A 26,896-nucleotide genomic window follows, 5' to 3' on the forward strand; every position below is an offset into this window, starting at 1 on the left:
CGAGTCGCAAGGGAGCCGCAACCGACGAAGCGTCACGGAAGTGCTCGAACCGATGTAGAATGCCCGCCTTTGTCCTGACGGAAGCTGTAATGGAACGCCCGCGTTTTCGAGCCCAATTTCTTCATCCCCGCTTCTGGCTCCTGTGGCTGGGACTGGGAATGCTCTGGCTGGTGGTGCAGTTGCCGTTTCGGGCGCTGGTCGCGATAGGCCGGGCGCTCGGCGGGGTCATGTATTACTTCGCCACCGACCGTCGCATCATCGCGGCGCGCAACCTTGAACTGTGTTTTCCCCAGTTTTCGAAAGCCGAGCGCAAACGCCTGCTCAAGGAAAATTTCGCCTCCACCGGGATCGCCTTTTTCGAAATGGCCATGAGCTGGTGGTGGAGCCCGACGCGCCTGGCCAAGCTGGCGCACATCGAAGGTCTCGAACACCTCAAGCAGCCTCATGAGCAAGGGCAGGGCGTCATCCTCATGGCGCTGCACTTCACCACGCTGGAAGTCGGCGCGGCGTTGCTGGGTCAGCAGCACACCATCGACGGCATGTACCGCGAGCACAAGAACCCGGTATTCGACTACGTTCAGCGCCGAGGCCGCGAGCGGCACAACCTGGATTCCATCGCCGTCGAGCGCGAAGACGTGCGCGGCATGATCAAGCAGCTGCGCAAGGGCCGCGCCATCTGGTACGCGCCGGATCAGGACTACGGCGTCAAGCAGAGCCTGTTCGTGCCGCTGTTCGGCATTCAGGCCGCCACCGTACCGGCCACCAGCAAATTCGCCACCCTAGGCCGCGCCCTTGTCGTGCCGTTCACCCAAGAGCGTCTGGCGGACGGTAGCGGGTACAAGCTGGTGATCCACCCGGCGTTGACCGATTTTCCCGGCGAGAGCGACGAGGCCGATTGCCTGCGCATCAATCAATGGGTCGAGCGGGCCGTGACGGCCTGCCCCGAGCAGTATCTGTGGGCACACCGGCGGTTCAAGAGCAGGCCGCCCGGTGAGCCGAAGCTGTATAAAAAGCGGGGCTGATACCTAGGGCTGAGGTTTTATGACGACAAGCGCAGCAGAACAAAAAACAGTCAACAGCGCTTCAACGGTTCCGGTCGGTCGCGAGTCGATCACCGGGCTGATCCTTTCCGGCGGCGGCGCCCGGGCGGCCTATCAGGTGGGCGTGCTCGCAGGGATCGCCGACCTGCTGCCTGCGGGCGCGAAGAACCCGTTTCCGGTCATCGTCGGCACGTCTGCGGGCGCCATCAACGCGGTGAAGCTTGCCAGCGGCGCCGCGCAATTTCGCACCGCCATCCACGAACTGACGGTCTTCTGGCAGAGCTTTCGCAGCCATCAGGTGTTGCGCAGCGACTGGTCCGGGGTGATTCGTCAGGCGACCCGGTTCTTCGGGCGAAGCCTGTTGGGGATCGGTCGCAAGCAGATCCCCGTGGCGTTGCTCAACAGCTCGCCGTTGAAAGATTTGCTGACCGAGCGCCTGAACCTCGAAGGCATTGATGAGGCCATCGAAGGTCGGCATTTGCGGGCCGTTGCGGTCACGGCGTTTGGCTACGAGTCGGGGCAGGCGGTCACGTTTTATCAGGGCAAAGGCACCATCGATTCCTGGCTGCGGCATCGGCGCGTCGGCGTGCCAACGCGGCTGACGGTCGATCATCTGCTCGCGAGTTCTGCGATTCCGCTGCTGTTCGCCCCGGTCAAACTCGAACACGAATATTTCGGCGATGGCGCGGTGCGGCAATCGGCGCCGATCAGCCCGGCGCTGCACCTGGGCGCCAATCGGGTGCTGGTGGTGGGCGTCAGCGGCAACCCTCGCGGGCCGGGAGCGAACAAGCCCGTGCACCGGGTCGTGAGCGGCGCGCAGCCGAGTCTGGCGCAGATCAGCGGGCACATGCTCAACAGCACGTTCATTGACAGCCTGGAGAGCGACATCGAGTTGCTGGAGCGGCTGAATTTGCTGAGTCGCATGTTGCCCTCGCCACCCGAGCCGTCGCCTCAGGTGTCCGAGCAGCCAACGCCGGTGCAGTCGCTGGCGCCGGTGGAGGTGTTGGTCATTTCCCCGAGCCAGCCTTTGGACGAAATTGCCGCCCGCCATCGACGGGAACTGCCGCCTGCGTTGCGCACCTTCCTGCGCGGGCCCGGCGCAACCAAGACCAGCGGGGCAGGGGTGTTGAGTTATCTGCTGTTCGAGTCGGGGTATTGCAGCGAATTGATCGAGCTGGGACGCCGCGATGCGATGGCCCAAAAAGAGGAGCTGACGCGGTTTTTGGGGCTGGATTGAAGTTGGGGACTGGCTGCTTCTGCCGAAGGCGTAGGAGCTGGCTTGCCTGCGATCTGGCGCGCAGCGGCAGCAAAACCTGACGACGCTTAAAACCTGACACATCGCGTGCGTCGCTATTACTGCCGCTGCGCGTCAGATCGCAGGCAAGGTGGAACGCCACCCCGGCACTCCCACGGCCTTCGGCAGAATCAAGAACAGGCTGGGGTGGTGTATGGGCCTCGACCAGAACCAAAAGCGCGTTGCAGTGATCACGCTGTCAATTTGTCATCCCGAAAATCCCGCAGAGCCTGTTCGATCTCTTCGCGGCTGTTCATCACGAACGGGCCGTATTGCACGATCGGCTCGTTCAGTGGTTTGCCCGCGATCAGTAACACCTTTGCGCCGGTCGCTGAATTGAGCTGCACTTCGCCATTTTCCGACAAGCGTGCCAGCCGGCTCTGACCGAGCGTTTGCGCGCAACCGGCGATCTCGACTTCGCCTTCGTACACGTACAACAGCACCCGGTGGCCTTCAGGGACTTTCGGGCTGACTGATTTGCCGGCTGGAATGTGGAAGTCGAAATACTGCGGTTCGGTGTCGGGCCGCTGCACCGCGCCGGCCTGCTGCACCTGACCGTCGTCGAACTGACCGGCGATCACCACCACGTCCACCCCGTTCTGCGTGGTGATGCGCGGGATGCGTTCCGGCTGGATGTCTTCGTAACCGGCGTCGCCCATCTTCGATTTGCCCGGCAGGTTCAGCCACAGCTGGAAGCCGCGCATCATGCCTTCTTCCTGTTCCGGCATCTCGCTGTGGATCACGCCACGCGCAGCGGTCATCCATTGCACGCCGCCGCCTTGCAACAGGCCGACGTTGCCCATGTGGTCCTCGTGGCGCATGCGGCCTTCGAGCATGTAAGTCACGGTTTCAAAACCGCGATGCGGATGGGGTGGGAAACCGGCGATGTAATCGTCAGCCTTGTCCGAGCCGAATTCGTCGAGCATCAGAAAGGGGTCGAACAGCTCGACGCCAGGGCCACCGAAGACCCGCGTCAGCTTGACGCCCGCGCCGTCCGAGGTCGGTTGACCGGTCTGCATGGACAGCACTTTGCGTAATTGAGTCATGGGGCGCACTCCGGAAGAGGGTGGGAATGGCGCCTATGGTATGCCGGTTGAGGCGATGGATGGGTGACGTTTTTGCGAGGAATTGATCGGGTTGTTAGATGGGTTTTGAGTGCGCGCGATCTTCTGTGGGAGCGAATTCATTCGCGAGACGTCGGTACAGCCGATAGATTTCTGTCGGTTGTACGGGCCTCTCGCGAATGAATTCGCTCCCACAGGGGCCATCCAGCGTGTCAGAGAGTGACGCGTTTTAGACCCCGCACAAGGCAATCATTACTCCTGAATCTGCAATTTCCGCGCTTCGGTGTACACGTACCGCACTTTCTCGTACTCGAACGGCGAGTCCATCTGGCCGTAGCGGAAGCTGGTGCTGTAGCGGCGGTCGATCGCACGCAGCAGGTACAGCTCCGGGTGGTCCTGACTGACCTGCGCCACGTTCAGGAAGTTGATCTGCGATTCGGCAGTGAAGTCGAACACCAGGCCGCCGGTGTCACGCAGGTTCGAAGGCCCGAGAATCGGCAGCACGAGGTACGGCCCTGCCGGAACGCCATAGAAACCCAGGGTCTGACCGAAGTCTTCGCTCTGTTTTGGCAGCCCCATCCAGGTCGCGGCGTCCCACAAGCCCGCGACGCCAATGGTGGTGTTGATGATCAGACGGCCCGTGGTGTCCAGCGAGCGTTTGCCCTTGAACTGCAACAGGCTGTTCAGCAGGTTGGGGATGTCGCCCAGGTTGCTGAAAAAGTTGCTGACGCCGGTGCGCACGAAGCTTGGGGTGACGTATTTATAGCCGTCGACCACCGGCAGGAACACCCACTCATCGAAGCGATAGTTGAAGTGGTAGACCCGACGGTTCCACGACTCCAGCGGGTCGTAGACGTTGAGGGCGTTCAGCGACGAGCGCTCGAATTCCTGGGCGTCCAGACCGGGGTTGAATTTCAGCGACTTCAACGGCTCGGTGAAACCGTCCGGGTTCTCGATCCGCTTGACCGGCTGGGCCTGGGAAATGATCGGCGCATCAGCGGCATGAACAGCGCCTGCACAAAGCAGAGCGGCAGTGAGCAATAGACGTTTAGCCACGGAAAAACTCCAGCATGGCGTCGCTGTTGACGCGATAGTTCATGTTGCCGCAGTGACCGCCATACGGGTAAACGGTCAGGCGATCGCCAAAGGTCTTGCGCAGGAAACCGAGGTCGCCCGGGCCGAGGATCACGTCATCGGCGTTGTGCATCACGGAAATTTTCTTGCTGGTGCTCAGGTAATCCTTGAGGGCGTACAGGCTGACTTGATCCACCAGTTGCAGCAGGCTGCCGCCGTCGGTGCGGGCGCGCCACATCGGGATCACTTGCTCGGTCACGTAGCAGTCGAAGTCACATTGCAGCGCTCGCTTGAGGAACGGCGTGAGGCTGGTGCCTTCGCTGATCGGCGTCTTCGGCGGGGTGATCAGGCCGCGACGGTTGATCAGGTCGGACGTGAACGCGATGTCGGCCGCCGAGAAGCGGAACGACGTGCCAATCAGCATGGCCATCTGCTCGTTGGACAGGTGTTGCTTGGACTGTTGGAAGTCGTAGAGCAGTGCGTCGTTGAGGTCGATGTAGCCTTTTTCGCGGAAATAACGGGTCAGCTTTTGCAGCACCAGTTCATAGAAGGTGGTGCTGTTGGTGATGCCCTTCACGTCGGTCTGGACCATTTTGTCCAGGTTGGTGATCGAGGTGTAGAGGTTCACCGGCGGGTTGATCAACAGCACTTTCTTGAAGTTGAAGCTGCGGCGGGTCTCGTCCAGTTTGCTGACGAAGGCCGCATCCAGCGCGCCGAGGCTGTAGCCGCTGAGGTAATACTCGGTGACTTGCAGCTTGTTCTGCTGCGCGCGAACCGCCTGCATGACCCGGTACAGGTCTTCAGCGTCTTCAGACGTCACCCCAGGCGTCGCGAATCGTGAGGCGGCGCTCATGAAGTCGTAGCTGGTGGGCGACGACAGCTGTACGACGTTGTACCCGGCTCCGTAATACAGGCGCTTGAGGTATTCGTTGAGGGTGCTGTTGTAGGGGGCGCCGGTGCCTGCGATCAAGAAGATCAGTGGCGCGGGATGGTCCTGCTTGGCAAGGCGGTAACGCAGTTTTTTCACGGCCCAGAAGTTGTCGGGGAGGGTGAATTCACGATCCGGTCGCAGCGTCAGGCTGTAGTCGTCCTGATCGATGTCAGCGTCGTCTGGCACCTTCGCCCGCAAATCAGGAGGCGTCGTGGCGATGGTCGCTTCGAACGGGTTGGTCAGAGGGAAGCCATAGCTGGACGGATCGATGTCGACCGCCATCACGGACGCACTCAAGAACAAGCCGCCTGAAAGGGCGGCGAGGCGTAAAAAACGAAGCATGACTGAATCCCTTGGGAAAGAAGTGCTGTTGAGATACGCAGGCTATGACACGGGAGGCGTGCAAAAAGTGCCGTAGTGGCAATTTGCATTTAATCCCTCGCCAACCCGTACAAATCCTAGGCGACAATACACGTTCTGGCTCGAGTGGCGTGTGAGGTTGTACTTTTAATGTGGGGCGTTTCATGTCCCGAGTCGACTGCGGATATGCTGGGCATCGTTTTCCTGCTTTGGGGTGTTCCGTGTCGCGTCGTTTCCCGCTGATCGTGTCGGTGTTTGCCTTGGCGTTGTGGCTGGCGTTGAGCTATGGCCTGCGCTATGGGTTGATGGAGGATGTGCAGTGGGTCGGGCAGTGTTCAGATGATGCGTTGCAGTGGCAATGCGTGGTGCGTTCGGACCTGGGATGGCTGATTCACTTCGGCGTGTTCGGTTGGGGTGCGCTGGTGACGGCGGTGATCGCGTTTCGCGTGCCGGGCAAGGTGGGGCGGGTGCTGGCGGGAATTGGATTGCTGCTGGGGATGCTGGCGTTGGTGTTGTATTCGGCGAGTCTGGCGGTGTTCGCGGTGGTGATTGCGGGGCTGCGGCTGGTGCGGGCAAACGAGCAGCCTTAGCCGAACGCGGAGACTGGCATCGAGACGGACACGAGGCCCTCATCCCCAAACCCCAGACAGCATAAAGGGGAGCCGAGGCTCCCCTTTAAATCGTTGCACGTGCTCTTTTTTTATTGTTTTAGGGGCGGTCTGTTGTTGTTTTTGGCAACCGTTCCCTTTCCAGCGTCTTCAGTGATCCCCATCCGGGATACAAGAGCAAACGTATTTTTTTGAGCGCTTATCTGCTTCGATCCATGGCCTGAGGCGAGGATCCAACCCGTTCTGGACGCTACCTGATGGTAGTTTTATTGTTCTCGGTCGGGCTGTGAGGCCAGGGCCTCTGTAAAGCACATCTACTCCAAAAAAATCTGTTGGCTGCGTCTCTGTGCCGTTGTTCTTGTTATGTCAGAGCCGATTCATCTTATTTTTATTGGGTTTTCACATTTTGTTCTTGTTATGCAGGAGATATAGCAGGCAGCGTGCCAACTTTTTAATTTCCTTTAAAATCAATAGCTTGAAAAATACGCTCTGCCTGGGTGTTAATCCGAAAGGACTATTCTGTTTCCGTGTTACCCGTATTCTGTTTTGGAATGACGTCAGCGGTAACACAATGTGTTCCTCACCCCGTCACTCGCGCGCACGCTCTGGCTCGGGGCTCGCCGCGCTGATTCGCACACTGCGCCACAACGCGAGGGTCATCACGACGCTGACCGCTGCCCACCCCAGAGCCTGCGGGTTGCTCAGCCCTTCGCGAATCAACTGCGTCACGATCCCGATGCCGATGATGCAAGCCAGCAACGTGGCTTCCCGACGCAGCACCCTGACCGGTCGCAGCAGATAAAAGAGGGCGGGCAGCCACAACGTCGGGGTGGCGAAGCTGCGGTAACGCGGGTCAAAGACCATCGCCAGCATCATCACCGCGCCCGCAAAACCGGCCGCGCTCAGCCACCACCCGGCGCGGGACTCGAACCAGGCGAAGCCTCGGCCGCGCCACCCTTGCCGGGCCGAGAGCGTCAATGCCGCGTGCATCAGGACCAGCAGGTTCAGCACTACCAAGGCCCCGGCCCACAGGTATTCGCCGGTAAAGCGACTGGTTACCCGCGCCAGTTCCCCCCATGTGCCAATGCACGCGCCGCCGAATACGGCGAGCAGCGGGACGATCAACGCGCTGCGAGGCTGAGTCACGCGGCCTGCCATAAACAGCGCCAGCAGGCCGATCACACCGCTGACCGCCAGCCAGAACGGCCAATACGGCAGGTTCGACACCGGCCCCGTGAGCACGCCTTTCTCCTGTCGGTCGGCGTCGAACAAGCCCCAATAGCCCCCGACCGCGCCCTCGGCTTCCCGCTTCCAGGGCTGGTCGAAGGCTTCGATCAGGTTGTAATGCCAGCCGTGCTGTTCGGCCATGGCGACGAAGCTGCGAATGAACTTCGCCTCATTGACCCGGCTCGGCAACGCTGTCTCACGTTGACGCCCCTCGCTGGGCCAGCCGGTTTCACCGATAAGGATGTCCTTGGGCGCGAATTTTTCGCCGAAGCGCTGACGAATCTGCGCGACGTGGGTCAACGCGTCGTCAATCCCCTTGGGATCGTCTTCCCAATACGGCAACAGGTGGATGGTCAGAAAATCCACGGCAGGCGCGATCTCCGGGTATTGCAGCCAGTATTCCCAGACGTCGGCGTAGGTCACGGGCTGTTTGACCTCGGCTTTCACCTGACGAATCAGCTTCGCCAATTGAGGCCCCGTCACTTCTTTGCGTAACAGCGTTTCGTTACCGACGATCACAGCGGTGACAACGTCCGGGTAGGCATTGGCGGCAGTGATCAATGCCTTGATCTCGTGCGCCGTGTCCTCGGGGCTGGCATTGACCCACGCGCCAAGCATCACTTTCAGCCCGTGCTTGCGCGCCAATGCCGGGATCGCTTCAAGGCCGGTCATTGAATAGGTACGGATGCACTCGAAGCGCGTGGCGAGCAACGCCAGGTCGGCATCCATTCGCGCAGGTCGGGGGGCGAACGGCTGATCGAAGGGCGACTGGTCTTTATCGAAAGGGGTGTAGGACGCGCATTGCAGCTTGTGCGTCGGCGTCGCGGCGTCCGGCAACACCACGGGTTTGCCGAGGCCGTACCAGTAACCGCACAGGGCAATCAGCGCGATTAGACAAGAGGCGAGATACGTCAAAACAGGCGAGCGGAAGCGGACGGGCATGATGGGGCCGAGAGGGAGCAGAGGGCCGCAGCATAGCTCAGCGGCCGCTCGAAACGGCAGGCCTCACGCTACACGTTGGGGCGTCGCCGCTTTGCTTTTTCTTGCCGTTCAAGGCTCGAAACTCGCCGCTGCTTTTAAAGCATGCAAGTTTCGGACGGACCAGGCCCTCTTTTACGACCTGTTTGTCGTTGATGGCCCTGTGATGTCGTTTCCCGCTGTCTGAGTGTCGTTGACAGGAAAGGCACAAGGTCGGTGGGGGTTGATGATCGGCTCGTCGATGCAGCGAGTGCTGCTGCGAAGGCAAGTGGTTGAAGCGTGAAAGTTAAGCGGTGCGCCAAATGCGTGCGCGGGCTGCGAGCTTAAAAAAACGTTAACGATACCCGACCGCCGTCGGGTGCAGGACTACCGGGGAAGTAACGATGAAGATGCGAAATATCCTGGGTGCGGGTGCCGCGCTGGCCCTTGCCATCAGTTCCACGCTGGCCATTGCCGCCGACAAACCCGAGCTGAGCATCGGTTATGTGGATGGCTGGTCCGACAGCGTTGCGACGACCAATGTCGCAGCCGAAGTGATCAAACAGAAACTGGGCTACCCCGTGAAACTGCAGGCAGTCGCCGCCGGGATCATGTGGCAGGGCGTTGCCACCGGCAAACTGGACATGATGCTGTCCGCCTGGCTGCCCGTGACACACGGCGAATACTGGGAAAAGAACAAGGACAAGGTCACCGACTACGGTCCTAACTTCAAAGACGCCAAGATCGGCCTGATCGTGCCTGAGTACGTGAAAGCCAACTCGGTTGCCGACCTGAAGACCGATGAGTCCTTCAAGAAGAAAATCGTCGGCATCGACGCTGGTTCGGGCGTAATGATCAAGACCGATCAGGCCATCAAAGACTACGGTCTGGACGGCTACAAACTTCAGGCGAGTTCCGGCGCCGGCATGATTGCCGAGCTGACCCGCGCTGAGAACAAGAAAGAATCCATCGCCGTCACCGGTTGGGTGCCGCACTGGATGTTCGCCAAGTGGAAACTGAAATTCCTGGAAGATCCAAAAGGCGTTTACGGTGCAGCTGAAACCGTCGACAGCGTCGGCAGCAAAGAACTGGCGACCAAAGCGCCAGACGTTGCCGACTTCCTGAAAAAATTCCAGTGGAGCAGCAAGGACGAGATCGGCGAAGTCATGCTCGCCATCCAGGACGGCGCCAAGCCAGAACAGGCTGCGAAAGACTGGGTCGCCAAACACCCGGATCGCGTCAAAGAGTGGACCGGTAAGTAATTTGCCGCAAAAGATTCTTGCGTGACCCGAACCGCCCGGCAAGTGATTGCCGGGCGGTTTTTTGTGGCTTGCACCATTCGCTTCTGCCCGGAGGGCGTGGGAGCGCAGCTTGCTCGCGATCTGCTGCGAAGCAGCAGTCAAACCTGACGCCCCCCATTTGCCTGACACACCGCGTACATCGGGTTTGCTGCCGCTTCGCGCCAGATCGCGAACAAGCTGCGCTCCTACGGCCTTCGGCCAGAATCAAAAGCCGCATCCACGTGTGGCTCTCCCGCCAAATATGCCTCTGATTTTTCGCCGCACGCCAGAGTGCAGCCCCGCGCACATCTACTAATGTCGTTCTAATACTAAGGTCGTCTGGAGCGCGGCCTAGAGCGAGCTAAAGTGGAATACGTGACATCCATCTGTGCTGCGAGGACAAAAACAATGAACGACAGCATTTACCTCTCGATTCAGAACAGCCCGCGCTTCAAGGAGCTGGTCTCGAAAAGGGAACGATTCGCCTGGATTCTCTCGGCGATCATGCTTGGGCTCTATTCCGCTTTCATCCTTTTGATTGCGTATGGGCCTCAGATTCTCGGCGCCAAACTCAGCGCCACTTCATCCATCACCTGGGGAATGCCAATCGGCGTGGGCCTGATCCTTTCCGCTTTCGTGCTGACCGCCATCTACGTTCGTCGTGCAAACGGCGAGTTCGATGAGCTGAACAACGCGATTCTGAAGGAGGCACAACAATGATCCGGCGCCTGTTTGCAGCTTTGGGCCTGGCGGCCTTCGCACCGACTCTCTGGGCGGCGGATGCCCTGACCGGTGCCGTGCAAAAACAACCGCTCAACGTTGCCGCGATCGTCATGTTCGTGATCTTCGTCGGCGCCACGCTCTGCGTGACCTACTGGGCGGCCAAGAAAAACAAATCGGCGGCGGACTACTACGCGGCGGGCGGCAAGATCACCGGTTTCCAGAACGGTCTGGCCATCGCCGGTGACTACATGTCGGCAGCGTCCTTCCTGGGTATCTCGGCCCTGGTGTACGCGTCCGGCTATGACGGCCTGATCTACTCGATCGGCTTCCTCGTCGGCTGGCCGATCATCCTGTTCCTGATCGCCGAACGCCTGCGTAACCTGGGCAAGTACACCTTCGCTGACGTGGCGTCCTACCGCCTGAAGCAGAAGGAAATCCGTACCCTGTCCGCCTGTGGTTCGCTGGTAGTAGTGGCGTTCTACCTGATCGCGCAAATGGTCGGTGCGGGCAAGCTGATCCAGCTGCTGTTCGGCCTCGACTACAACGTCGCGGTGGTGCTGGTCGGTATCCTGATGTGCCTGTATGTGTTGTTCGGCGGCATGCTGGCGACCACTTGGGTGCAGATCATCAAAGCAGTCTTGCTGCTGTCCGGTGCCTCGTTCATGGCGCTGATGGTGATGAAACACGTCAACTTCGACTTCAACGTGCTGTTCTCCGAAGCCGTGAAGGTTCACCCGAAAGGCGAGGCCATCATGAGCCCCGGCGGTCTGGTGAAGGATCCGATCTCGGCGTTCTCCCTGGGTCTGGCCCTGATGTTCGGTACGGCCGGCCTGCCACACATCCTGATGCGCTTCTTCACGGTGAGCGACGCGAAAGAAGCCCGTAAATCGGTTCTGTACGCGACTGGCTTCATCGGCTACTTCTACATCCTGACCTTCATCATCGGCTTCGGCGCGATCCTGCTGGTCAGCACCAACCCGATGTTCAAAGACGCCGCAGGCGCTCTGTTGGGCGGTAACAACATGGCGGCGGTGCACCTGGCCAACGCGGTCGGTGGCAGCCTGTTCCTGGGCTTCATCTCGGCGGTGGCGTTCGCGACCATTCTGGCGGTGGTAGCCGGTCTGACCCTGGCCGGTGCGTCGGCGGTGTCTCACGACCTGTATGCCAGCGTGATCAAGGCAGGCAAAGCCAACGAGAAAGACGAAATCCGCGTGTCGAAATACACCACGGTTGCGCTGGCTGTCGTGGCCATCGTGCTGGGTATCGCGTTCGAAAGTCAGAACATTGCGTTCATGGTCGGTCTGGCGTTCTCCATCGCGGCGAGCTGTAACTTCCCTGTGTTGTTGCTCTCGATGTACTGGAAAAACCTGACGACTCGCGGCGCGATGATCGGCGGCTGGATGGGCTTGATCAGTGCCGTGGTGCTGATGATCCTTGGCCCGACCATCTGGGTGCAGATTCTGCATCATGAGAAGGCGATCTTCCCGTACGAGTACCCGGCGTTCTTCTCGATCATCATTGCGTTCGTGGGGATCTGGTTCTTCTCGATCACTGACAAGTCGAAAGCGGCCGAGGGTGAACGTGCGTTGTTCTTCCCGCAGTTCGTGCGTTCGCAGACAGGTCTGGGGGCGAGTGGGGCGGTTTCTCACTGATCCGAGTTAGCGTTTCAAATGAAAAACCCCGCTCTTTGTAGTGGGGTTTTTTTATTGGCTGAGATTGGGGGCATATCCAATCGCGGTGGTGTTGCTGATATGGGTTCCGCCCTTACGGCGGGTCACTTTTTCAAGAGCCAAAAAGTAACCAAAAGCCCCTGCTCCTGGTTTGGCTTCGACTTCGTCGAAGTTCCCTCACTCCGGCGACGCTCCGTGGGCCCGCGCCGAACGGACATCCATGTCCTTGCGGCGCTCTCGCGGCATCCATGCCGCTCGACCCACTCCGCGCCGCCTGCGTTCGGCCTGCACCCAAGTCGCGTTCTGCGGTGTCTGATCCTTTGCGCTCGAGGAGCTTTTCTGGCTGGAGCTAACGCTCTTCGCGGCTCTGGGTAGCAACGCGATCCTTGTTCTTGCCCCAATCCCACTGTGGGAGCGAATTCATTCGCGAAGAATGGTTCTGGCGATAGAGGTGTATGAGCTGACCGGCCCCTTCGCGAATGAATTCGCTCCCACAGTTGAGACCCGTGTACGGATTGAAGCTTTGCGCAGGTCATTACACCGCGAAGAGCGTTAGCTCCAGCAAGATCGCTGTGGATCTTGTACCAAGTAATTCCAGACACCGCCGAACGCGACTTGGGTGCAGGCCGAACGCAGGCGACGCGGAGTGGGTCGAGCGGCATGGATGCCGCGAGAGCCGCGCTGGGCCATGGATGGCCCTTCGCGGCGGGCCCACGGAGCGTCGCCGGAGAGAGGGAACCCTGACGCAGTCAGGGCCAAACCAGGAGCAGGGCCTTTTTGGTTACTTTTTCGGCTCTTGGAAAAAGTGACCCGCCGTAAGGGCGGAACCCATCTAAGCAACCCCACCGCAATCGGATATACACACAAAACCAGCAACCCAGACCAGAAGCCCAATAAAAAACCCCACTACAAAGAGTGGGGTTTTTCGCTGGCGGCGGGGCGGTTATATCCTGCCAAGCAACACCAGAATCAGCAGAATCACCAGGATCGTACCGATGATCCCCGATGGCCCATAACCCCAACTTCTGGAGTGTGGGAAGACCGGAAGACCGCCGACCAACAGGAGAATGAGGATGATGATCAGAATTGTGCCGATGCCCATGACGAGTTCCTTCTTGTGTTCTTGGTAAATGGCAATGCCGTTCAAGCGTTCGCCAACTTCGTTAAAAGTTGTAGTGCTTGAATAATCCGACTCTGGCCCGGAACAAAAGGTTCGGATGGGAGGAAATAAAAAATAACATTTTTATAAATGCCATTAAAATCAATGAGTTGAAAAGAGATGGAGAATGTTTAGACCCGCGTATTCGATCTCGGCTAACCTTCGCGTACTGACAATAATAGCGGAACTAACATTTTCAGCGCCGGTCCCGAAGTTGCCAAAACCCCTTAATTAGGAAGCAAGCTATGTTTTATTCGGTGATGGCAGATGCCGTGGTTGTCTTCCATCTAACGTTCATTCTGTTCGTCATGTTCGGTGCACTTTTGGTGTTGCACCGCCTTGCATGGGCCGTGTTGCACCTGCCAGCCGTCGCCTGGGGCATGGCGGTGGAGTTTTTGCACCTGTACTGCCCGCTGACCCCGCTGGAAAACAGCCTGCGCCTCAAAGCCGGTGCTGCCGGGTACGAAGGGGATTTCATCGGCCACTACCTCATCCAGCTGATCTACCCCGCAGGCCTGACCCCGCAGATTCAGATCGGACTGGGCGTCATCGTTGTTGTGGTCAATCTTGCTGCTTACCTCTGGGTCATCACCCGCTGGCGAGGCCGGCGCGGCGCGGCCTGAGGCGCCGGTTTGCCTCGCATATTCAGCCAGTCAATGGAGGGGTTGTCGGACAATGTGTCTGTTTACACTGAGGCCACTTCCCCGCAATCGACAAGGCAATGGCTATGCAAAATCGCATCATGATCACTGGCGCAGGTTCCGGCCTGGGGCGTGAAATCGCGCTGCGCTGGGCACGTGAGGGCTGGAAACTGGCGCTGTCAGACGTCAGCGACGCAGGCCTGCAAGAAACCCTGAGTCGGGTGCGTGAAGCGGGGGGCGACGGTTTCATTCAGCGTTGCGATGTGCGCGACTACAGCCAACTGACCGCTTTCGCACAGGCCTGTGAGCAGCGTTTTGGTGGCATCGACATCATCGTCAACAACGCAGGCGTGGCGTCGGGCGGGTTCTTTGGTGAACTGTCGCTGGAGGATTGGGATTGGCAGATCGCGATCAACCTCATGGGCGTTGTCAAAGGCTGCAAGGCGTTTCTGCCGCTGCTCGAGCAGAGCAAGGGCAAGATCATCAACATCGCGTCGATGGCGGCGCTGATGCAAGGCCCGGCGATGAGCAATTACAACGTGGCCAAGGCGGGCGTGGTGGCGTTGTCGGAAAGCCTGCTGGTGGAGTTGCGTCAGCAGGAAGTGAGCGTTCATGTGGTGTGCCCGTCGTTCTTCCAGACCAATCTACTGGACTCTTTCCGCGGCCCGACCCCGGCGATGAAAGCCCAGGTCGGCAAGTTGCTGGAAAGCTCGCCGATCACCGCCAGCGACATTGCTGCCTACATATACGATCAGGTCGCTAAGGGCGAATTCATGATCCTGCCCCACGAACAAGGCCGCATGGCCTGGCAGATCAAACAGCAAAACCCCCACGCGATTTACGACGAAATGGCCAACATGGCCGACAAGATGCGCGCCAAGGCCAAGTCCGTTGGCTGACGTCCACGTCTGAATTATCTGATAGGGTGGCGCGCATCGTTCCGGCCACCCTTGAAGGGATTCCATCGTGCTCAACTACCTGTGGTTCTTCCTCGCCGCCTTGTTCGAGATCGCCGGATGCTACGGCTTCTGGCTGTGGTTGCGTCAGGGGAAAAGCGCGCTATGGGTGATTCCTGCGCTGATCAGCCTGACCCTTTTCGCACTGCTGCTGACTCGCGTCGAAGCGGCCTACGCCGGACGCGCGTACGCGGCATACGGCGGCATCTACATCGTCACCTCGATTGCCTGGCTCGCAGTGGTCGAACGCGTGCGGCCATTGACCTCGGATTGGCTCGGCCTCGCGTTCTGCGTGATCGGCGCGACGATCATCCTGTTGGGCCCGCGCGGAACGGTTTCATGACCGAAATGACGTGTTTGTAGGACGCGTCTGTCAGCAACCGCCGCCACCCTCTGAAGGGCAAGACTGATTTGTTCCAGGCGCATTGAAGCATTGGATCCAGCGCGGCAACCTGCCCCCTCGGTTAACACCCAGGGAGTAGGAAAGATGCTGGTATTGACGCGGGAAATAGGAGAAACCTTCTCCATCGGTGATGACATCACGGTGCAGATTCTGGGGATCACTGGCAATCAGGTGCGTTTGGGGATTGATGCCCCGCAGCACGTGAAAATCCACCGTGCCGAGGTCTATCGGCGCATTACCGAGCGCTTGCAGCAGATGGCGACGCCGCCCTCCGGTTCCTGATGACATCCCTTCACGACGGCATCGTGCTCAGTCTTCGAAATACTCCTTGGGCACTTCGTGCTTGAGCATCAGTTGGCATTGCTGGCTTTCGAGGTCGAAGAAGATCACCGCCTGACCTTTGCTCAACGCGTGGCGAACCCGCAACACGCGGGTTTCCAGCGGCGTGTCATCGCCATTGTCGGTGCCGTCGCGGGTCACGAAATCCTCGATCAGACGCGTCAGGGTGTCGGCTTCGAGTTGGTCGTAGGGGATTAACATGGGGTTCTCGGTCGTTGCGAAGGGCAGATGGCGGGGATGCTAGCGTGGCCACAGGAACGAAGCCATCACCTTTTACAAACAACCATGTGAACAGTAAATCTCGTATCGAGTTTTTCCAATGCTTGACGATAAGCGTTAATCGGAATTATAAAAAATCATCAAACAGCTAAATGATCTAGCACCTTATTTGGCTTTTGCTAATGTTTAAATCGAATGTAGGTTTTGTTAATTGCAAACTCGTTTGGGGTCTGGAGGCGTCATGGATGCTGAAGTTTGTGTGACAGGAATTAAAACGATCGATTTGCTGTGCCCGATTCATCGCAATGATTATAAGGAAGTTTGGGGCGAAAAATCACAGCTGAGTTCACTGATTCTGGAACTGGCCTATCGACATAAGACTTACCTTCAAGGGCAATCCATATGGGTTGGATGTGATTCAACATGCATTAAGAAGAGATGTGTGTTTGGTGAGATTGATGATGTTCTTTCATTAGTTATTATAAATGGGAACGACGAAATTCAGGATTTGGAGCGGGTTCGAAAAGCGGTTGAACGTGCTAAAAAAGACTCCGTTGAGGGCAGTTGCATTTGGGTATTTTTTGATTCCGGTGCGCATTTGTGTTTCGAAATGTCTCAATTTCTCTCGAATGAGAGCGACAGCAATTGTTTTGCTGTGTTCATTTGCGTAGACATTGCTCAGGCTACGTTTAACAGACAATCGAACGTGTCCCGTTCCGTTATTTCTCTTTCGCGCAATGATATTGATGATCAAAAACTTCTCGCTATCGATCCACTCGAGTCAACTGACACCAGGACGTCCTTTGAACTGGCGGATCGCAACAACATGGCTCGTCAAATAAAAGACCTAGTTGGAAGGTACGAGGGTGTTAGTGAAATCGCAGCAACTTTGGGAGAATGCGAACTGTCAGAAGAGGATAGAATTGTAATGGAGAAGGCTACCAAGCTCATACAGTTTATGTCTCAATCGTTTTTTATAAATAAGCCATTTAGTGGGGCGGAAGGCGAATACGTTGGATTTGAGGAAACGCTGAGCGGCGTTAAGCGCATTCTTGATTGAAGATTATTCGCTCGTCGACGTATTGATTTTATAAAATTATGCAATCGAATGCATACGACCGAGTGGTCAGGTAATGGGAGATGTTTTTACCCGGTCGTATGGTTTGCGTGCTAACGATGCGAGGTGTTTTTCAGTGCCCTTAAACGTTAAGTGTCTTTGCACGTGATATCTCTCATCTGTCATTCAACGTCATGAGGCGGGTTGATACCACGGGCTAAGCTGCCTCTTCCTAATAATAAGTATGGCAGCTATCGCTGCCCCACCAACGTATCCACCGCCGGAACCCGGGTGTCCGATTCCATCTGCGCGTCGTGCTCCAGCTGGTGGCTGAAGTTTTCCAGGGACGCATTGGCCGGCTTCGCATCGCTCGCAAATACCGGCGGGCTGAGGATGTAAGCCGTCAGCAGTTTGCTCAGCGTATTGAGGCTGTCAATGTGCGTACGCTCATACCCATGCGTCGCGTCGCAACCAAAGGCCAGGAGCGCGGTGCGGGTGTCGTAACCTGCCGTGATCGCCGAGTGCGCGTCGCTGTAGTAATAGCGGAACAGGTCGCGGCGCACCGACAGCTCTTTTTCCTGACCCAGCCGCAGCAAATGCCGGGAAAGGTGATAGTCATACGGCCCGCCAGAATCCTGCATTGCCACGCTGACCGCGTGTTCGCTGGAGTGCTGGCCCGGCGCGACCGGCGCGATGTCGATCCCCACGAATTCACTGACGTCCCACGGCAGACTGCCCGCCGCGCCGCTGCCGGTTTCTTCGGTGATGGTGAACAGCGGGTGGCAATCGATGGGTGGCTCGGCGCCGCTGTCGACGATGGCTTTGAGTGCCGCGAGCAGTGCCGCGACGCCCGCCTTGTCGTCAAGGTGACGGGCGCTGATATGGCCACTTTCGGTGAACTCAGGCAACGGATCGAAAGCGACGAAATCACCCACGTTAATGCCCAGCGACTCGCAATCGGCGCGGGTCGCGCAGTAGGCGTCCAGACGCAGTTCGATGTGATCCCAACTGATCGGCATGGTGTCGACGGCGGTGTTGAACGCGTGCCCTGAGGCCATCAACGGCAGGACGCTGCCGCGAATCACACCGGTGTCGGTGAACACGCTGACGCGGCTGCCCTCGGCAAACCGGCTCGACCAGCAACCGACGGCCGCCAGGCCCAGACGGCCATTGTCTTTCACCTCGCGCACGCTGGCGCCGATGGTGTCCAGGTGCGCGGAAACGGCGCGGTCGGGACTGCTCTGTTTGCCTTTTAACGTCGCACGGATGGTCCCGCGACGGGTGAGTTCGAAGGGAATGCCCAACTCTTCAAGACGCTCCGCGACGTAGCGCACGATGGTGTCGGTGAAGCCTGTGGGGCTTGGAATCGCGAGCATTTCCAGCAGGACTTTCTGCAGGTAATTCAGATCCGGTTCGTGGATTTTTTTTGCATGGGTCATTTGGAAGCTCCAGTCGGAGCAGCGGCAAGCTTCAAGCTAAAAGCTGCAAGTGGTCGCACCGACTTCTTGCAGCTCGCAGCGTGCAGCTCACAGCTGCTTTTAGCCGTGAACAGGCAGGCTATGGGGAAACAACAGATCGACGAAGCGTTCGGCGGTCGGCTGTGGCTCGTGGTTGGCCAAGCCGCAGCGTTCGTTGGCTTCGATGAACACGTAGTCCGGTTGATCGGCAGCCGGGACCATCAGATCCAAGCCCACCACCGGGATGTCGAGGGCGCGGGCGGCGCGGATGGCGGCGTCTTTCAACACCGGGTGGAGGATGGCGGTGACGTCTTCCAGGCAGCCGCCCGTGTGCAGATTGGCCGTGCGGCGAACCGCGAGGCGCTGATCGGCAGGCAGCACGCTGTCGAAGGTGAAACCGGCGTCTTCGACGGTACGCCGGGTCTCGTCGTCCATCGGAATCTTGCTTTCGCCCCCGGTCGCTGCAGCACGACGACGGCTCTGGGCTTCGATCAGTTGGCCGATAGTGTGACGCCCGTCGCCCATGATTTCTGCAGGACGACGAATTGCGGCGGCCACCACGTCAAACCCGATGACGACAATGCGCAGGTCAAACCCATCGTGGAAGCTTTCGAGCAACACCCGGGAGTCGAACTGACGCGCACGCTCGACCGCCGCCTGCACGTCTTCGATAGTGCGCAAATCGACCGCAACGCCCTGACCCTGTTCGCCATCCACCGGCTTGACCACGATCCGTTCGTGCTCGTCGAGAAACGCCAGGTTGTCGTCAGCATTGCCCGCCAGTTGTTGCACCGGCAGTTCGAGGCCCGCCGCTTTCAGTACCTTATTGGTCAGGCGCTTGTCTTGGCACAGGGTCATGCTGACGGCGGTGGTCAGGTCGCTCAGCGACTCACGGCAGCGGATGCGACGGCCGCCGTGAATCAGCGTGAACAGTCCGGCTTCGGCATCGTCCACCTGCACCTCGATGCCGCGACGATGGGCTTCTTCGACGATGATCCGCGCATACGGATTAAAGTCCGCCTGCGGGCCAGGGCCGAGGAACAGCTTCTCGTTGATGCCATTTTTGCGCTTGATGGCGAAGGTCGGCAGGTTGCGGAAACCGAGCTTGCCGTAAAGGTTTTTCGCCTGCTGATTGTCGTGCAGCACCGACAGGTCCAGGTAGGCCAGACCGCGACTCTGGAAATGCTCAATCAGATGACGCACCAGCACTTCGCCGACGCCAGGCCGGGTGCATTGCGGATCGACGGCCAGGCACCACAGGCTGCTGCCGTTTTCCGGGTCGTTGAAGGCCTTTTGATGATTCAGGCCCATGACGCTGCCGATCACCGCGTTGGTGGTCTCGTCCTCGGCGATCCAGTACACCGGACCACCTTGATGACGCGGGGTCAGCAGGGTCGGGTCGATCGGCAACATGCCGCGCGCGATGTACAGGTTGTTGATCGCGTCCCAGTCGGCCTGGTTCTGCGCACGACGAATCCGGAAGCCACGAAATACCCGCTGCGAAGGGCGGTAATCGCTGAACCACAGGCGCAGGGTGTCCGACGGGTCGAGGAACAGTTGCTGTGGCGATTGCGCCAGCACCTGCTGCGGCGCCGCGATATACAACGCGATGTCGCGCTCGCCGGGTTTTTCGTTGAGCAGTTCGTTCGCCAGCGCCGCAGGATCAGGGTAGGTGTGACCGATCAGCAGACGGCCCCAGCCGCAATGCAAGGCCAGGGGCTCGTCATTGAGGGAACTACCGTCTTCGGCGAAGCGCGCCTGCAAACGCTCGTAGGACGGCGTCTGACCGCGCAATAGGCGCTGGTTGTAGATCGAAGCGTTGGCTTTCATGGGTCAAAGTCCTTGTTCGCTGAGCCACAGGTTCAGGGCCGCGAGCTGCCACAGCTTCGAGCCGCGCAGCGGGGTCAATTGACCGTCGGGGTTGGTCAGCAGCGTATCGAGCATGGTCGGGTTGAACAGGCCACGGTCCTGACTCGGGTCGAGCAACAGGTCGCGCACCCAGTTCAGCGTGTCGCCCTCCAGATGCTTGAGGCCCGGCACCGGGAAATAGCCTTTCTTACGGTCGATGACCTCGGAAGGGATCACCAGACGCGCCGCTTCTTTCAGAACTTGCTTGCCACCGTCCGGCAGCTTGAAGCGCGCAGGAACGCGGGCCGACAGTTCAACGAGGCGGTAGTCGAGGAACGGCGTGCGTGCTTCCAGACCCCAAGCCATGGTCATGTTGTCCACGCGTTTGACCGGGTCGTCCACCAGCATCACGGTGCTGTCCAGCCGCAGGGCTTTATCGACACCCGCATCGGCGCCCGGCATGGCGAAGTGTTCGCGCACGAAATCACCGGCAGCGTCGTTCTGGGTCAGCCATTGCGGGGCAACCGTGGCCGCGTACTCGTCGTAGCTGCGGTCGAAGAACGCTTCGCGATAGGCCGCATACGGATCGCTGGCGCCATCGACTTGCGGGTACCAGTGATACCCGGCGAACAGTTCGTCCGCGCCCTGGCCGCTCTGCACCACTTTGCAGTGCTTGGCGACTTCGCGGGACAGCAGGTAAAAGGCGATGCAGTCGTGGCTGACCATCGGCTCGCTCATGGCGCGAAACGCGGCAGGCAACTGCTCGATGATCTCGCTTTCCTTGATGCGCAGTTGATGGTGATTCGTGCCGTAGTGCTTGGCGATCAGGTCCGAATACTGGAATTCGTCGCCACGCTCGCCGCCTGCATCCTGGAAGCCGATGGAGAACGTCGAGAGGTCTTTTACGCCGACTTCGCGCAGCAGACCGACCAGCATGCTGGAATCGACGCCGCCGGATAGCAGCACGCCGACGTCCACGGCTGCGCGTTGGCGGATGGCCACGGCTTCGCGTGTGCTGTCGAGCACGCGGTCGCGCCAGTCTTCGAGGGTCAGGTTCGCTTCATCGGCATGAGGGCCGTACGGCAGCGTCCACCAGACTTTCTGTTCGACCTTGCCGTCGGCGCTCACACGCATCCAGGTCGCCGGCGGAATTTTCTCGACGCCAGCGAGCAAGGTGCGTGGGGCAGGGACCACAGCGTGGAAATTCAGGTAATGGTTCAGCGCGACCGGGTCGAGCATCGGGCTGATGTCGCCGCCCTTGAGCAGGGCGGGCAATGCCGAGGCGAAACGCAGGCGTTTGTCGGTGCGCGACAGGTAAAGCGGCTTCACGCCGAGACGGTCGCGGGCGATGAACAGGCTCTTGTTGTCGCGCTCCCAGATGGCGAAGGCGAACATGCCGTTCAGCTTCGGCAGCATGTCGGCGCCCCAGGCGTGGTAGCCCTTGAGCAGCACTTCGGTGTCGCCACCGGAATGGAATTGATAGCCGAGGCTTTCCAGCTCGGCACGCAACTCCGGAAAGTTATAAATCGCACCGTTAAAGGCCAATGACAGGCCCATATGGCTGTCGATCATCGGCTGCGCTGAGCCGTCAGACAGGTCCATGATTTTCAGGCGACGATGGCCCAGGGCAATCGGCCCCTGGCTATGAAAACCCCAGGCATCCGGGCCACGGGGCGCCAGATGATGGGTGATGCGTTCTACCGCGGCGAGATCCGCAGGTTGATTGTCGAAACGTAGTTCACCAGCTAATCCGCACATAAGTCCTTACCGGTTTTCCGTTGGGGAATGTGGCCGGGGAAGTCCGGCTACCCAAAGACTGACCGGTGCGGATTGCGAGAGTTTTAGAACGATCGGTTATAAGGCCTGCGGTGAGACAGCTGAATTCTCACCAGCTGCTTGTGATTCTGCCAAAGGCGTGGGAGCAAGCTTGCTCCGGGCTGCGATCAGACGATCTGGCGCGAAGCGACAGTGAATCAGACACCTCGGTTGTGTCAGATTGATCGTGCGAGCGGTTTTGCTGTCGCTTCGCAACAGATCGTAGGCAAGCCAACTCCCACGGCCTGCGGCCAGAATCACAAGCCAACTCGGCATGCGGCCAGAATCAGACGCGAATCATGCCACGGCCTCGCTTCTGCCGAAGGCGTGGGAGCAAGCTTGCTCCGGGCTGCGATCAGACGATCTGGCGCGAAGCGACAGTGAAATCAGACACCTCGGTTGTGTCAGATTGATCGTGCGTGCGGGTTTTGCTGTCGCTTTGCAACAGATCGTAGGCAAGCCAACTCCCACAGAATCACAAGCCAACTCCTACGGCCTCCGGGCAGAAGCGGGGTTGCGCATGACGCTAATACCCCGTCATCTCCAGATACCCCACGCCTTTCTGGCTCCCACTCACACGCACCGGGCCTTCCCAATAGGGAATCTGCAGGTCCATCCACGCTTGTGAATTGAGCGCTTCAACGGTCACGTCCACGCCCTTGCCGGGAATTTTCACCGACCAACGGGTGGGCATGTCGCGGCCTTGCACGTCGGTGGTGTTTTCAGGTTCCAGCTCGATGTCTTTCGCCGCCAATTGCTCTGTGCTGCCATCGGCGTTGATCCAGGTGCCCGTCAGGTACGGGTCGTTGTGCCGTTGTCGCATGCGATACAACATCACGTCCGAGCCATCTTTCAGGTGCAGGGAAAACCAGTCCCAGCCCGTCTGGTTTTGCGTCAGCGGCTGGCTGCTCCATTCGCGGTCCAGCCAGGCGGGGCCGGAGACCTGATACGTCTGGCCGTCAATCTCGACGCTGCCTTCGGCCTGAAAGAACGGCTGGCTGTAGTAATACGAAGCCTGCCCCTGTTCGGATTTCTGGCTGAAACCCTGGTGGCCTTGCAGCACCAGCGGCTTGCTCGACGTCAGGTGCAGGCGATAGCTGAAATGCGGCCCACGGGCTTCCAGTTGCATGTCGGCCAGTGGGTCTTCGACGCTGGCATGGCTGGTCAAACCCCAATCGTCGATCCATGCCGACAACGGCGCCAATGTGACGCCCGCCTGACCCACACCACCTCGGGCGTAACGCTCGGCGGCGTAGTGCTCGTCCTCCGAGGTCACGGCGGCGTGGCCCATCCACAGGTTGCGGTTGTTCCAGCCGTGGTTGTCCTGCGGCCCGGTTTTCGAGCGGGGCAGAGCGTTGCGAAACAGCGTCCATTGCACGCCGAATGACTGGCCGTCGGCGTCCTTGAGGTTGGCGGTGACGTACCACCATTCAATACGGAAGTCGTTGTGCGCGCCGTGGTCCAGCGGAAACACAAAATGCTTGTCCGGTGTGACTTGGGCATAGCTCGCCGCATCGTCCGCCAGCCCTGCGAAGCCTTTGTCTTCCTCGGTTTTTTCGTCACAGCCCGCCATCAACAGCACGACCGTCAGCAGGGCCACCGCCTTAATTTTCATTGGCGAAGGTCCTCAGCAAATCGGCAGGTCGGGTGCGGTACAGGCGATACAACGGCCACGCCGAGGCCAGCAAAGTCGCGACCATCGCCAGCAGCATCAGGCGCAGCAGTTGCATCGGGAACACCTGCAACGGCAAACGCCAGCCGAACGCCTGCACGTTGATCACCGCGTCCAGGCACCACGCCAGCAACAGCCCCAGCGGGATCGCCAGCACCAGTGTCAGCACCGCCAGGAGCCAGGTTTGCGCCAGGTTCAGCAGCATCAATTGCTTGCGCGTCACGCCCAAGGCCCACAGCGGCGCGAGTTGCCCGAGGCGGCTCTGGCTCTGGGTCAGCAGGCTGATGAACAGCGCCACCCCCGCCACCATCAGGGTCAGGCTGTTAAGCGCAGCGGTCGCGGAAAAGGTGCGTTCGAACACCTGCCGCGACCACGCCTTGAGCTGGATCTGATCGACGATGCGGTTGTCATCGATGGTGAATTTGTTGTGCAAGACCCGCAGCAATTGCGGAATGGCGCGGGTGTCGATGCGCAGGTTGAAACGGTTGGGCGTGAGGTCCGGCCAGTGTTCGAGGAGGTGGTTGGCGTTGACCAGCATGTGCCCTTTGGGGTTGCCGTAGTCGGCGTAGATGCCGACCACCTTCAGCGGCCAGTCTCCGTCCGGGGCGGGCAATTTCACTTCATCGCCGACGCTGACCTTGAGCCGCCGCGCCAACTGTTCGCTGAGCATCAGCGTGTTGTCCTTGGCCAATTGACCCCACGGGTCCTCCCCGGAAGACTCCAGCAGCGGCCAGTGCTGACGGTAATGCGGGTTGTCGATCACGCCGTACAGCTCGGCGGGCCAGCCGCGCAGTTGCAGCGACACTTGCCAGTTGGGCAGCACGGCGCGGGTCAGGGGTTGTTCGCTCAGCCATTTTTGCAACGGCGCGGCCTGGGCCGGGGTTTGCGGGTTGATGTACAGCTCGGCGCTGAGACGCTGCTCCAGCCAGTGGGTGAAGGTCTGGCGAAAACCCGACGTCATGCTGCCCGCGCCGATGTTCGCCGCCATCGCCAAAAGCAGCGCCATCAGCGCCAGGCTCAAGGCCGGCAATTGCTGACGACAATCGGCGAGAAACCACTGGCCCAGCACCGAGCGGCTTTTGCCGAGCAACACATTAAGCAGGGCGTTGAGCAGCACCGGCAGACCCAGCGCGGCACCGAGCAGCAGGCTTGCCATCAACACGAAGCCCACCGCCAGGCTGTTGCCGAACAACGCGGCGAGCAGCGCAATCACAGCCGAAATGCCCGCGATCCAGCCTTGGCGCTTCAACCAGCCCGCGTGGGTGTCATGCCAGGCCTGCGCGTTGGCCAAGGCCAGCAACGGCAGGCGCGCCGCCCGCAACAGGCTGCTGGCCCCGGCGAGAAAGGCGCCCAGCAGCGAGACACCCAAACCACTGAGCCACCACCAGAGGCTCAAATTCAGGTGCCCGGCCAGCTCGGCGCCGTACAGCCCGCGCAAGCTTGCGGCGACGTCGGGCAGCAGCACGCTCGCCAGCCAATACCCACTGATGACTCCGGCAATCCCGCCCAGCAATGCCAGCGCCCCCAGTTCGATCACCAGACTGGCGATCAGCCCCCGGGCACTGACCCCGCAGGCCCGCAGGTTGCGCAGCAGCCCGCGACGTTGCTCCAGCGCCAGGCCAATCGCCGCGTGGACAATGAACAGGCCCACCACGAACGACAGAAAACCCAGCGCGTCGAGGTTCAAGTGAAAGCTTTCGGTGAGACGCCCAAGGTCGTTGTCTTCGCCGCTCTTGCGGATCACCAGCTCGCCTTTCATATCGTCCGGCAGGGGCGGCGGATCTTCGGCGAAATCGCTGGGCAGGATCATCCGTGAGATCTGATCGGGCTGGTTCAGCAGTTGTTGGACGAAGCCGATGTCCATCAGCAGCAGACCGGGGGCCATGTCCGGCTGAGCGTGAATCGGTGGCAGCGCTTGGCCGGATTCGCTCAGCGGGCGGTCACCTTCATGCAGCCCCAGCGCTTGCATCGTCTGCGGGGAAATCCAGGTGCTGCCGGGCGGCGTGAAAAATTCGACGATCTGCGCGGTGTCCAGCGTCTGTCCGGCCAGCGCGGTGTTGACCGGCAGCGTCACCGGCTCAATGCCCAGCAGGACCAGTCGTTGATCGGGGATGTCTTTCAGGGTGATGCGACCGCGCAACGCAGGCGACACCGGCCAACCCGCACGGCGCAGGCTGACGAACAGCTCTTGGGAGTAATTCGCGCCGTTGGGCGCGACCAGCACTTTTTGCGGCTCGCCGCCGATCAGTTGACTGGCCTTGGCGTAACTCTCTCGCGCCTGACTGTTCAGGGCCTGCACGCCGGTGAGCAGACTGGTCGCCAGCCACAGGCCGGTCAGTACGCTGAAAAACTGCACCGGGTGGCGCCGCCAATGGCTGAGCAGCGCCTTGAGCGTCCAGAAAAACACCGGCATCAGCGATCGCCTTCAGCGGCCAGCAGGCCCAGGTGCAGCACCACTTGCCGGTTCAAACGTGCTGCAACCCTCGGACTGTGGGTGACCATCAACAGGCTGGTGGGGCTGTCGACCAGCAGGTCCAGCAGCAATTGCAGGACTTCGTCGCTGGTGCTTTCATCAAGGCTGCCAGTGGGTTCGTCTGCCAGCAACAGGCCGGGACGCGAGGCGAGGGCACGACCGATGGCGACCCGCTGCTGTTGGCCGCCGGACAGTTGTTCGGGATAACGTTTGAGCAGCGCGCCGAGGCCCAATCGCTCAACCAACTCGGCCTGCCATGCTGCGTCATGACGCCCTGCCAGCCGCGCCTGAAACGCGAGATTGTCCTCGACCTTGAGGCTTCCGATCAGGTTGAACTGCTGGAACACCAGACCGATTTCAGTGCGCCGCCAGTTGGCGAGTTGCGCTTCGTTCATCTGATCCAGACGCTTGCCCGCGATCTCGATGCTGCCCTGATCCGCCTGATCCAGCCCGGCCACCAAGTGCAAAAGCGTGCTCTTGCCACTGCCAGACTCGCCCATCAACGCCAGACTTTCACTCTGGCCCAACTGCAAATCCACCCCGCGCAATACCGCCAGCGGGCCCTGGGCCGTGGCATAGCTCTTGAACACGCCTTGGACTTGCAGCATTGACAGGCACCTGATGGAAGG

The 26,896-nt window shown here is 59.8% G+C and carries 23 protein-coding genes; 11 read left to right on the forward strand and 12 right to left on the reverse strand.

Features of this window, described 5'->3' with window-relative positions; all coding sequences use genetic code 11:
* Positions 1-89 precede the first annotated feature (89 nt).
* The gene (locus tag ACIQAL_RS02315) at positions 90-1,022 is read left to right on the forward strand and encodes a lipid A biosynthesis lauroyl acyltransferase (RefSeq protein ID WP_401141939.1); all 933 of its coding nucleotides are present in this window, start codon (positions 90-92) and stop codon (positions 1,020-1,022) included.
* Positions 1,023-1,041: 19 nt separating this feature from the next.
* A complete protein-coding gene (locus tag ACIQAL_RS02320) occupies positions 1,042-2,277 on the forward strand; it encodes a patatin-like phospholipase family protein (protein ID WP_401141941.1) in 1,236 nt (411 codons plus the stop codon).
* Positions 2,278-2,525: 248 nt separating this feature from the next.
* On the opposite strand, the gene ACIQAL_RS02325 is transcribed toward ACIQAL_RS02320, so the two are convergent.
* The 3 genes from ACIQAL_RS02325 to ACIQAL_RS02335 form a co-directional block, all read right to left on the reverse strand.
* A complete protein-coding gene (locus tag ACIQAL_RS02325) occupies positions 2,526-3,380 on the reverse strand; it encodes a pirin family protein (protein WP_401141944.1) in 855 nt (284 codons plus the stop codon).
* Between the two features lie 270 nt (positions 3,381-3,650).
* Positions 3,651-4,454: a VacJ family lipoprotein gene (locus tag ACIQAL_RS02330; RefSeq protein WP_401141947.1), complete on the reverse strand. Its 804-nt coding sequence runs from the start codon at positions 4,452-4,454 to the stop codon at positions 3,651-3,653.
* Positions 4,447-5,745 (reverse strand): serine/threonine protein kinase, encoded by a 1,299-nt coding sequence (locus ACIQAL_RS02335; protein WP_166593362.1) that lies wholly within the window; start codon positions 5,743-5,745, stop codon positions 4,447-4,449. The genes ACIQAL_RS02330 and ACIQAL_RS02335 overlap by 8 nt, the downstream gene beginning before the upstream one ends.
* 239 nt (positions 5,746-5,984) lie before the next feature.
* On the opposite strand from ACIQAL_RS02335, the gene ACIQAL_RS02340 reads away from it, so the two are divergent.
* Positions 5,985-6,353 (forward strand): hypothetical protein, encoded by a 369-nt coding sequence (locus tag ACIQAL_RS02340; protein ID WP_401141950.1) that lies wholly within the window; start codon positions 5,985-5,987, stop codon positions 6,351-6,353.
* Between the two features lie 606 nt (positions 6,354-6,959).
* On the opposite strand, the gene ACIQAL_RS02345 is transcribed toward ACIQAL_RS02340, so the two are convergent.
* Entirely contained in the window at positions 6,960-8,540 is a 1,581-nt protein-coding gene (locus tag ACIQAL_RS02345) for a glycosyl hydrolase family 17 protein (protein WP_401141953.1), read from the reverse strand.
* 419 nt (positions 8,541-8,959) lie between these two features.
* On the opposite strand from ACIQAL_RS02345, the gene ACIQAL_RS02350 reads away from it, so the two are divergent.
* The 3 genes from ACIQAL_RS02350 to ACIQAL_RS02360 all read left to right on the forward strand — a co-directional run bounded on the left by ACIQAL_RS02350 (position 8,960) and on the right by ACIQAL_RS02360 (position 12,210).
* Entirely contained in the window at positions 8,960-9,817 is an 858-nt protein-coding gene (locus ACIQAL_RS02350; RefSeq protein WP_166593359.1) for a glycine betaine ABC transporter substrate-binding protein, read from the forward strand.
* 426 nt (positions 9,818-10,243) lie between these two features.
* The gene (locus ACIQAL_RS02355) at positions 10,244-10,555 is read left to right on the forward strand and encodes a DUF485 domain-containing protein (RefSeq protein WP_166593358.1); all 312 of its coding nucleotides are present in this window, start codon (positions 10,244-10,246) and stop codon (positions 10,553-10,555) included.
* Positions 10,552-12,210, forward strand: a complete 1,659-nt coding sequence (locus tag ACIQAL_RS02360) for a cation acetate symporter (RefSeq protein WP_166593357.1) — start codon at positions 10,552-10,554, stop codon at positions 12,208-12,210. Before ACIQAL_RS02355 ends, ACIQAL_RS02360 begins: the two co-directional genes overlap by 4 nt.
* 961 nt (positions 12,211-13,171) lie before the next feature.
* Here the strand turns inward: ACIQAL_RS02360 and ACIQAL_RS02365 are convergent.
* Positions 13,172-13,330, reverse strand: a complete 159-nt coding sequence (locus ACIQAL_RS02365) for a DUF3309 family protein (RefSeq protein WP_020290439.1) — start codon at positions 13,328-13,330, stop codon at positions 13,172-13,174.
* 302 nt (positions 13,331-13,632) lie between these two features.
* On the opposite strand from ACIQAL_RS02365, the gene ACIQAL_RS02370 reads away from it, so the two are divergent.
* The 4 genes from ACIQAL_RS02370 (at position 13,633) to csrA (ending at position 15,669) form a co-directional block, all read left to right on the forward strand.
* Entirely contained in the window at positions 13,633-14,010 is a 378-nt protein-coding gene (locus ACIQAL_RS02370; protein ID WP_401141958.1) for a DUF2784 domain-containing protein, read from the forward strand.
* A gap of 104 nt (positions 14,011-14,114) precedes the next feature.
* Positions 14,115-14,927 (forward strand): SDR family oxidoreductase, encoded by an 813-nt coding sequence (locus ACIQAL_RS02375; protein WP_401141960.1) that lies wholly within the window; start codon positions 14,115-14,117, stop codon positions 14,925-14,927.
* A gap of 67 nt (positions 14,928-14,994) precedes the next feature.
* Positions 14,995-15,327: a YnfA family protein gene (locus ACIQAL_RS02380; protein WP_401141963.1), complete on the forward strand. Its 333-nt coding sequence runs from the start codon at positions 14,995-14,997 to the stop codon at positions 15,325-15,327.
* A gap of 144 nt (positions 15,328-15,471) precedes the next feature.
* Positions 15,472-15,669: a carbon storage regulator CsrA gene (csrA, locus tag ACIQAL_RS02385; protein ID WP_401141964.1), complete on the forward strand. Its 198-nt coding sequence runs from the start codon at positions 15,472-15,474 to the stop codon at positions 15,667-15,669.
* A 27-nt stretch (positions 15,670-15,696) separates the two neighbouring features.
* On the opposite strand, the gene ACIQAL_RS02390 is transcribed toward csrA, so the two are convergent.
* Complete coding sequence (locus tag ACIQAL_RS02390) at positions 15,697-15,927, reverse strand: YheU family protein (RefSeq protein ID WP_166593352.1); 231 nt, start codon at positions 15,925-15,927, stop codon at positions 15,697-15,699.
* A gap of 259 nt (positions 15,928-16,186) precedes the next feature.
* Between ACIQAL_RS02390 and ACIQAL_RS02395 the strand changes: the two genes are divergently transcribed.
* Positions 16,187-17,005, forward strand: a complete 819-nt coding sequence (locus ACIQAL_RS02395; protein ID WP_401141967.1) for a hypothetical protein — start codon at positions 16,187-16,189, stop codon at positions 17,003-17,005.
* 248 nt (positions 17,006-17,253) lie between these two features.
* Here ACIQAL_RS02395 and ACIQAL_RS02400 read toward each other — a convergent pair whose 3' ends face one another.
* The 6 genes from ACIQAL_RS02400 to ACIQAL_RS02425 form a co-directional block, all read right to left on the reverse strand.
* On the reverse strand, positions 17,254-18,441 hold the full coding sequence (locus ACIQAL_RS02400) for an osmoprotectant NAGGN system M42 family peptidase (RefSeq protein WP_401141970.1): 1,188 nt from the start codon (positions 18,439-18,441) through the stop codon (positions 17,254-17,256).
* A 99-nt stretch (positions 18,442-18,540) separates the two neighbouring features.
* Positions 18,541-20,289, reverse strand: coding sequence for an N-acetylglutaminylglutamine synthetase (ngg, locus tag ACIQAL_RS02405; RefSeq protein ID WP_401141972.1), 1,749 nt, complete (start codon positions 20,287-20,289; stop codon positions 18,541-18,543).
* A 3-nt stretch (positions 20,290-20,292) separates the two neighbouring features.
* Positions 20,293-22,065 (reverse strand): N-acetylglutaminylglutamine amidotransferase, encoded by a 1,773-nt coding sequence (locus ACIQAL_RS02410; RefSeq protein WP_401141974.1) that lies wholly within the window; start codon positions 22,063-22,065, stop codon positions 20,293-20,295.
* Between the two features lie 583 nt (positions 22,066-22,648).
* Entirely contained in the window at positions 22,649-23,737 is a 1,089-nt protein-coding gene (locus tag ACIQAL_RS02415) for a lipocalin-like domain-containing protein (protein WP_401141975.1), read from the reverse strand.
* Positions 23,727-26,207, reverse strand: a complete 2,481-nt coding sequence (locus ACIQAL_RS02420) for an ABC transporter permease (RefSeq protein WP_401141976.1) — start codon at positions 26,205-26,207, stop codon at positions 23,727-23,729. Before ACIQAL_RS02420 ends, ACIQAL_RS02415 begins: the two co-directional genes overlap by 11 nt.
* Entirely contained in the window at positions 26,207-26,875 is a 669-nt protein-coding gene (locus ACIQAL_RS02425; RefSeq protein ID WP_401141978.1) for an ABC transporter ATP-binding protein, read from the reverse strand. The genes ACIQAL_RS02420 and ACIQAL_RS02425 overlap by 1 nt, the downstream gene beginning before the upstream one ends.
* Between the last annotated feature and the right edge of the window lie 21 nt (positions 26,876-26,896).

It is taken from the genome of Pseudomonas sp. NPDC088368, from assembly GCF_044753445.1.
In the GTDB taxonomy this organism is placed as follows: Bacteria; Pseudomonadota; Gammaproteobacteria; order Pseudomonadales; family Pseudomonadaceae; genus Aquipseudomonas; species Aquipseudomonas bambusae.

What these genes read in the sequence shown, in the direction of transcription:
- ACIQAL_RS02315 (WP_401141939.1), top strand. Translation starts at nt 90, where the DNA reads ATGGAACGCCCGCGTTTTCGAGCCCAATTTCTTCATCCCCGCTTCTGG.
- ACIQAL_RS02320 (WP_401141941.1), top strand. Translation starts at nt 1,042, where the DNA reads ATGACGACAAGCGCAGCAGAACAAAAAACAGTCAACAGCGCTTCAACG.
- ACIQAL_RS02325 (WP_401141944.1), bottom strand. Translation starts at nt 3,380, where the DNA reads ATGACTCAATTACGCAAAGTGCTGTCCATGCAGACCGGTCAACCGACC.
- ACIQAL_RS02335 (WP_166593362.1), bottom strand. Translation starts at nt 5,745, where the DNA reads ATGCTTCGTTTTTTACGCCTCGCCGCCCTTTCAGGCGGCTTGTTCTTG.
- ACIQAL_RS02345 (WP_401141953.1), bottom strand. Translation starts at nt 8,540, where the DNA reads ATGCCCGTCCGCTTCCGCTCGCCTGTTTTGACGTATCTCGCCTCTTGT.
- ACIQAL_RS02350 (WP_166593359.1), top strand. Translation starts at nt 8,960, where the DNA reads ATGAAGATGCGAAATATCCTGGGTGCGGGTGCCGCGCTGGCCCTTGCC.
- ACIQAL_RS02355 (WP_166593358.1), top strand. Translation starts at nt 10,244, where the DNA reads ATGAACGACAGCATTTACCTCTCGATTCAGAACAGCCCGCGCTTCAAG.
- ACIQAL_RS02360 (WP_166593357.1), top strand. Translation starts at nt 10,552, where the DNA reads ATGATCCGGCGCCTGTTTGCAGCTTTGGGCCTGGCGGCCTTCGCACCG.
- ACIQAL_RS02365 (WP_020290439.1), bottom strand. Translation starts at nt 13,330, where the DNA reads ATGGGCATCGGCACAATTCTGATCATCATCCTCATTCTCCTGTTGGTC.
- ACIQAL_RS02370 (WP_401141958.1), top strand. Translation starts at nt 13,633, where the DNA reads ATGTTTTATTCGGTGATGGCAGATGCCGTGGTTGTCTTCCATCTAACG.
- ACIQAL_RS02375 (WP_401141960.1), top strand. Translation starts at nt 14,115, where the DNA reads ATGCAAAATCGCATCATGATCACTGGCGCAGGTTCCGGCCTGGGGCGT.
- csrA (WP_401141964.1), top strand. Translation starts at nt 15,472, where the DNA reads ATGCTGGTATTGACGCGGGAAATAGGAGAAACCTTCTCCATCGGTGAT.
- ACIQAL_RS02390 (WP_166593352.1), bottom strand. Translation starts at nt 15,927, where the DNA reads ATGTTAATCCCCTACGACCAACTCGAAGCCGACACCCTGACGCGTCTG.
- ACIQAL_RS02395 (WP_401141967.1), top strand. Translation starts at nt 16,187, where the DNA reads ATGGATGCTGAAGTTTGTGTGACAGGAATTAAAACGATCGATTTGCTG.
- ACIQAL_RS02400 (WP_401141970.1), bottom strand. Translation starts at nt 18,441, where the DNA reads ATGACCCATGCAAAAAAAATCCACGAACCGGATCTGAATTACCTGCAG.
- ngg (WP_401141972.1), bottom strand. Translation starts at nt 20,289, where the DNA reads ATGAAAGCCAACGCTTCGATCTACAACCAGCGCCTATTGCGCGGTCAG.
- ACIQAL_RS02410 (WP_401141974.1), bottom strand. Translation starts at nt 22,065, where the DNA reads ATGTGCGGATTAGCTGGTGAACTACGTTTCGACAATCAACCTGCGGAT.
- ACIQAL_RS02415 (WP_401141975.1), bottom strand. Translation starts at nt 23,737, where the DNA reads ATGAAAATTAAGGCGGTGGCCCTGCTGACGGTCGTGCTGTTGATGGCG.
- ACIQAL_RS02420 (WP_401141976.1), bottom strand. Translation starts at nt 26,207, where the DNA reads ATGCCGGTGTTTTTCTGGACGCTCAAGGCGCTGCTCAGCCATTGGCGG.
- ACIQAL_RS02425 (WP_401141978.1), bottom strand. Translation starts at nt 26,875, where the DNA reads ATGCTGCAAGTCCAAGGCGTGTTCAAGAGCTATGCCACGGCCCAGGGC.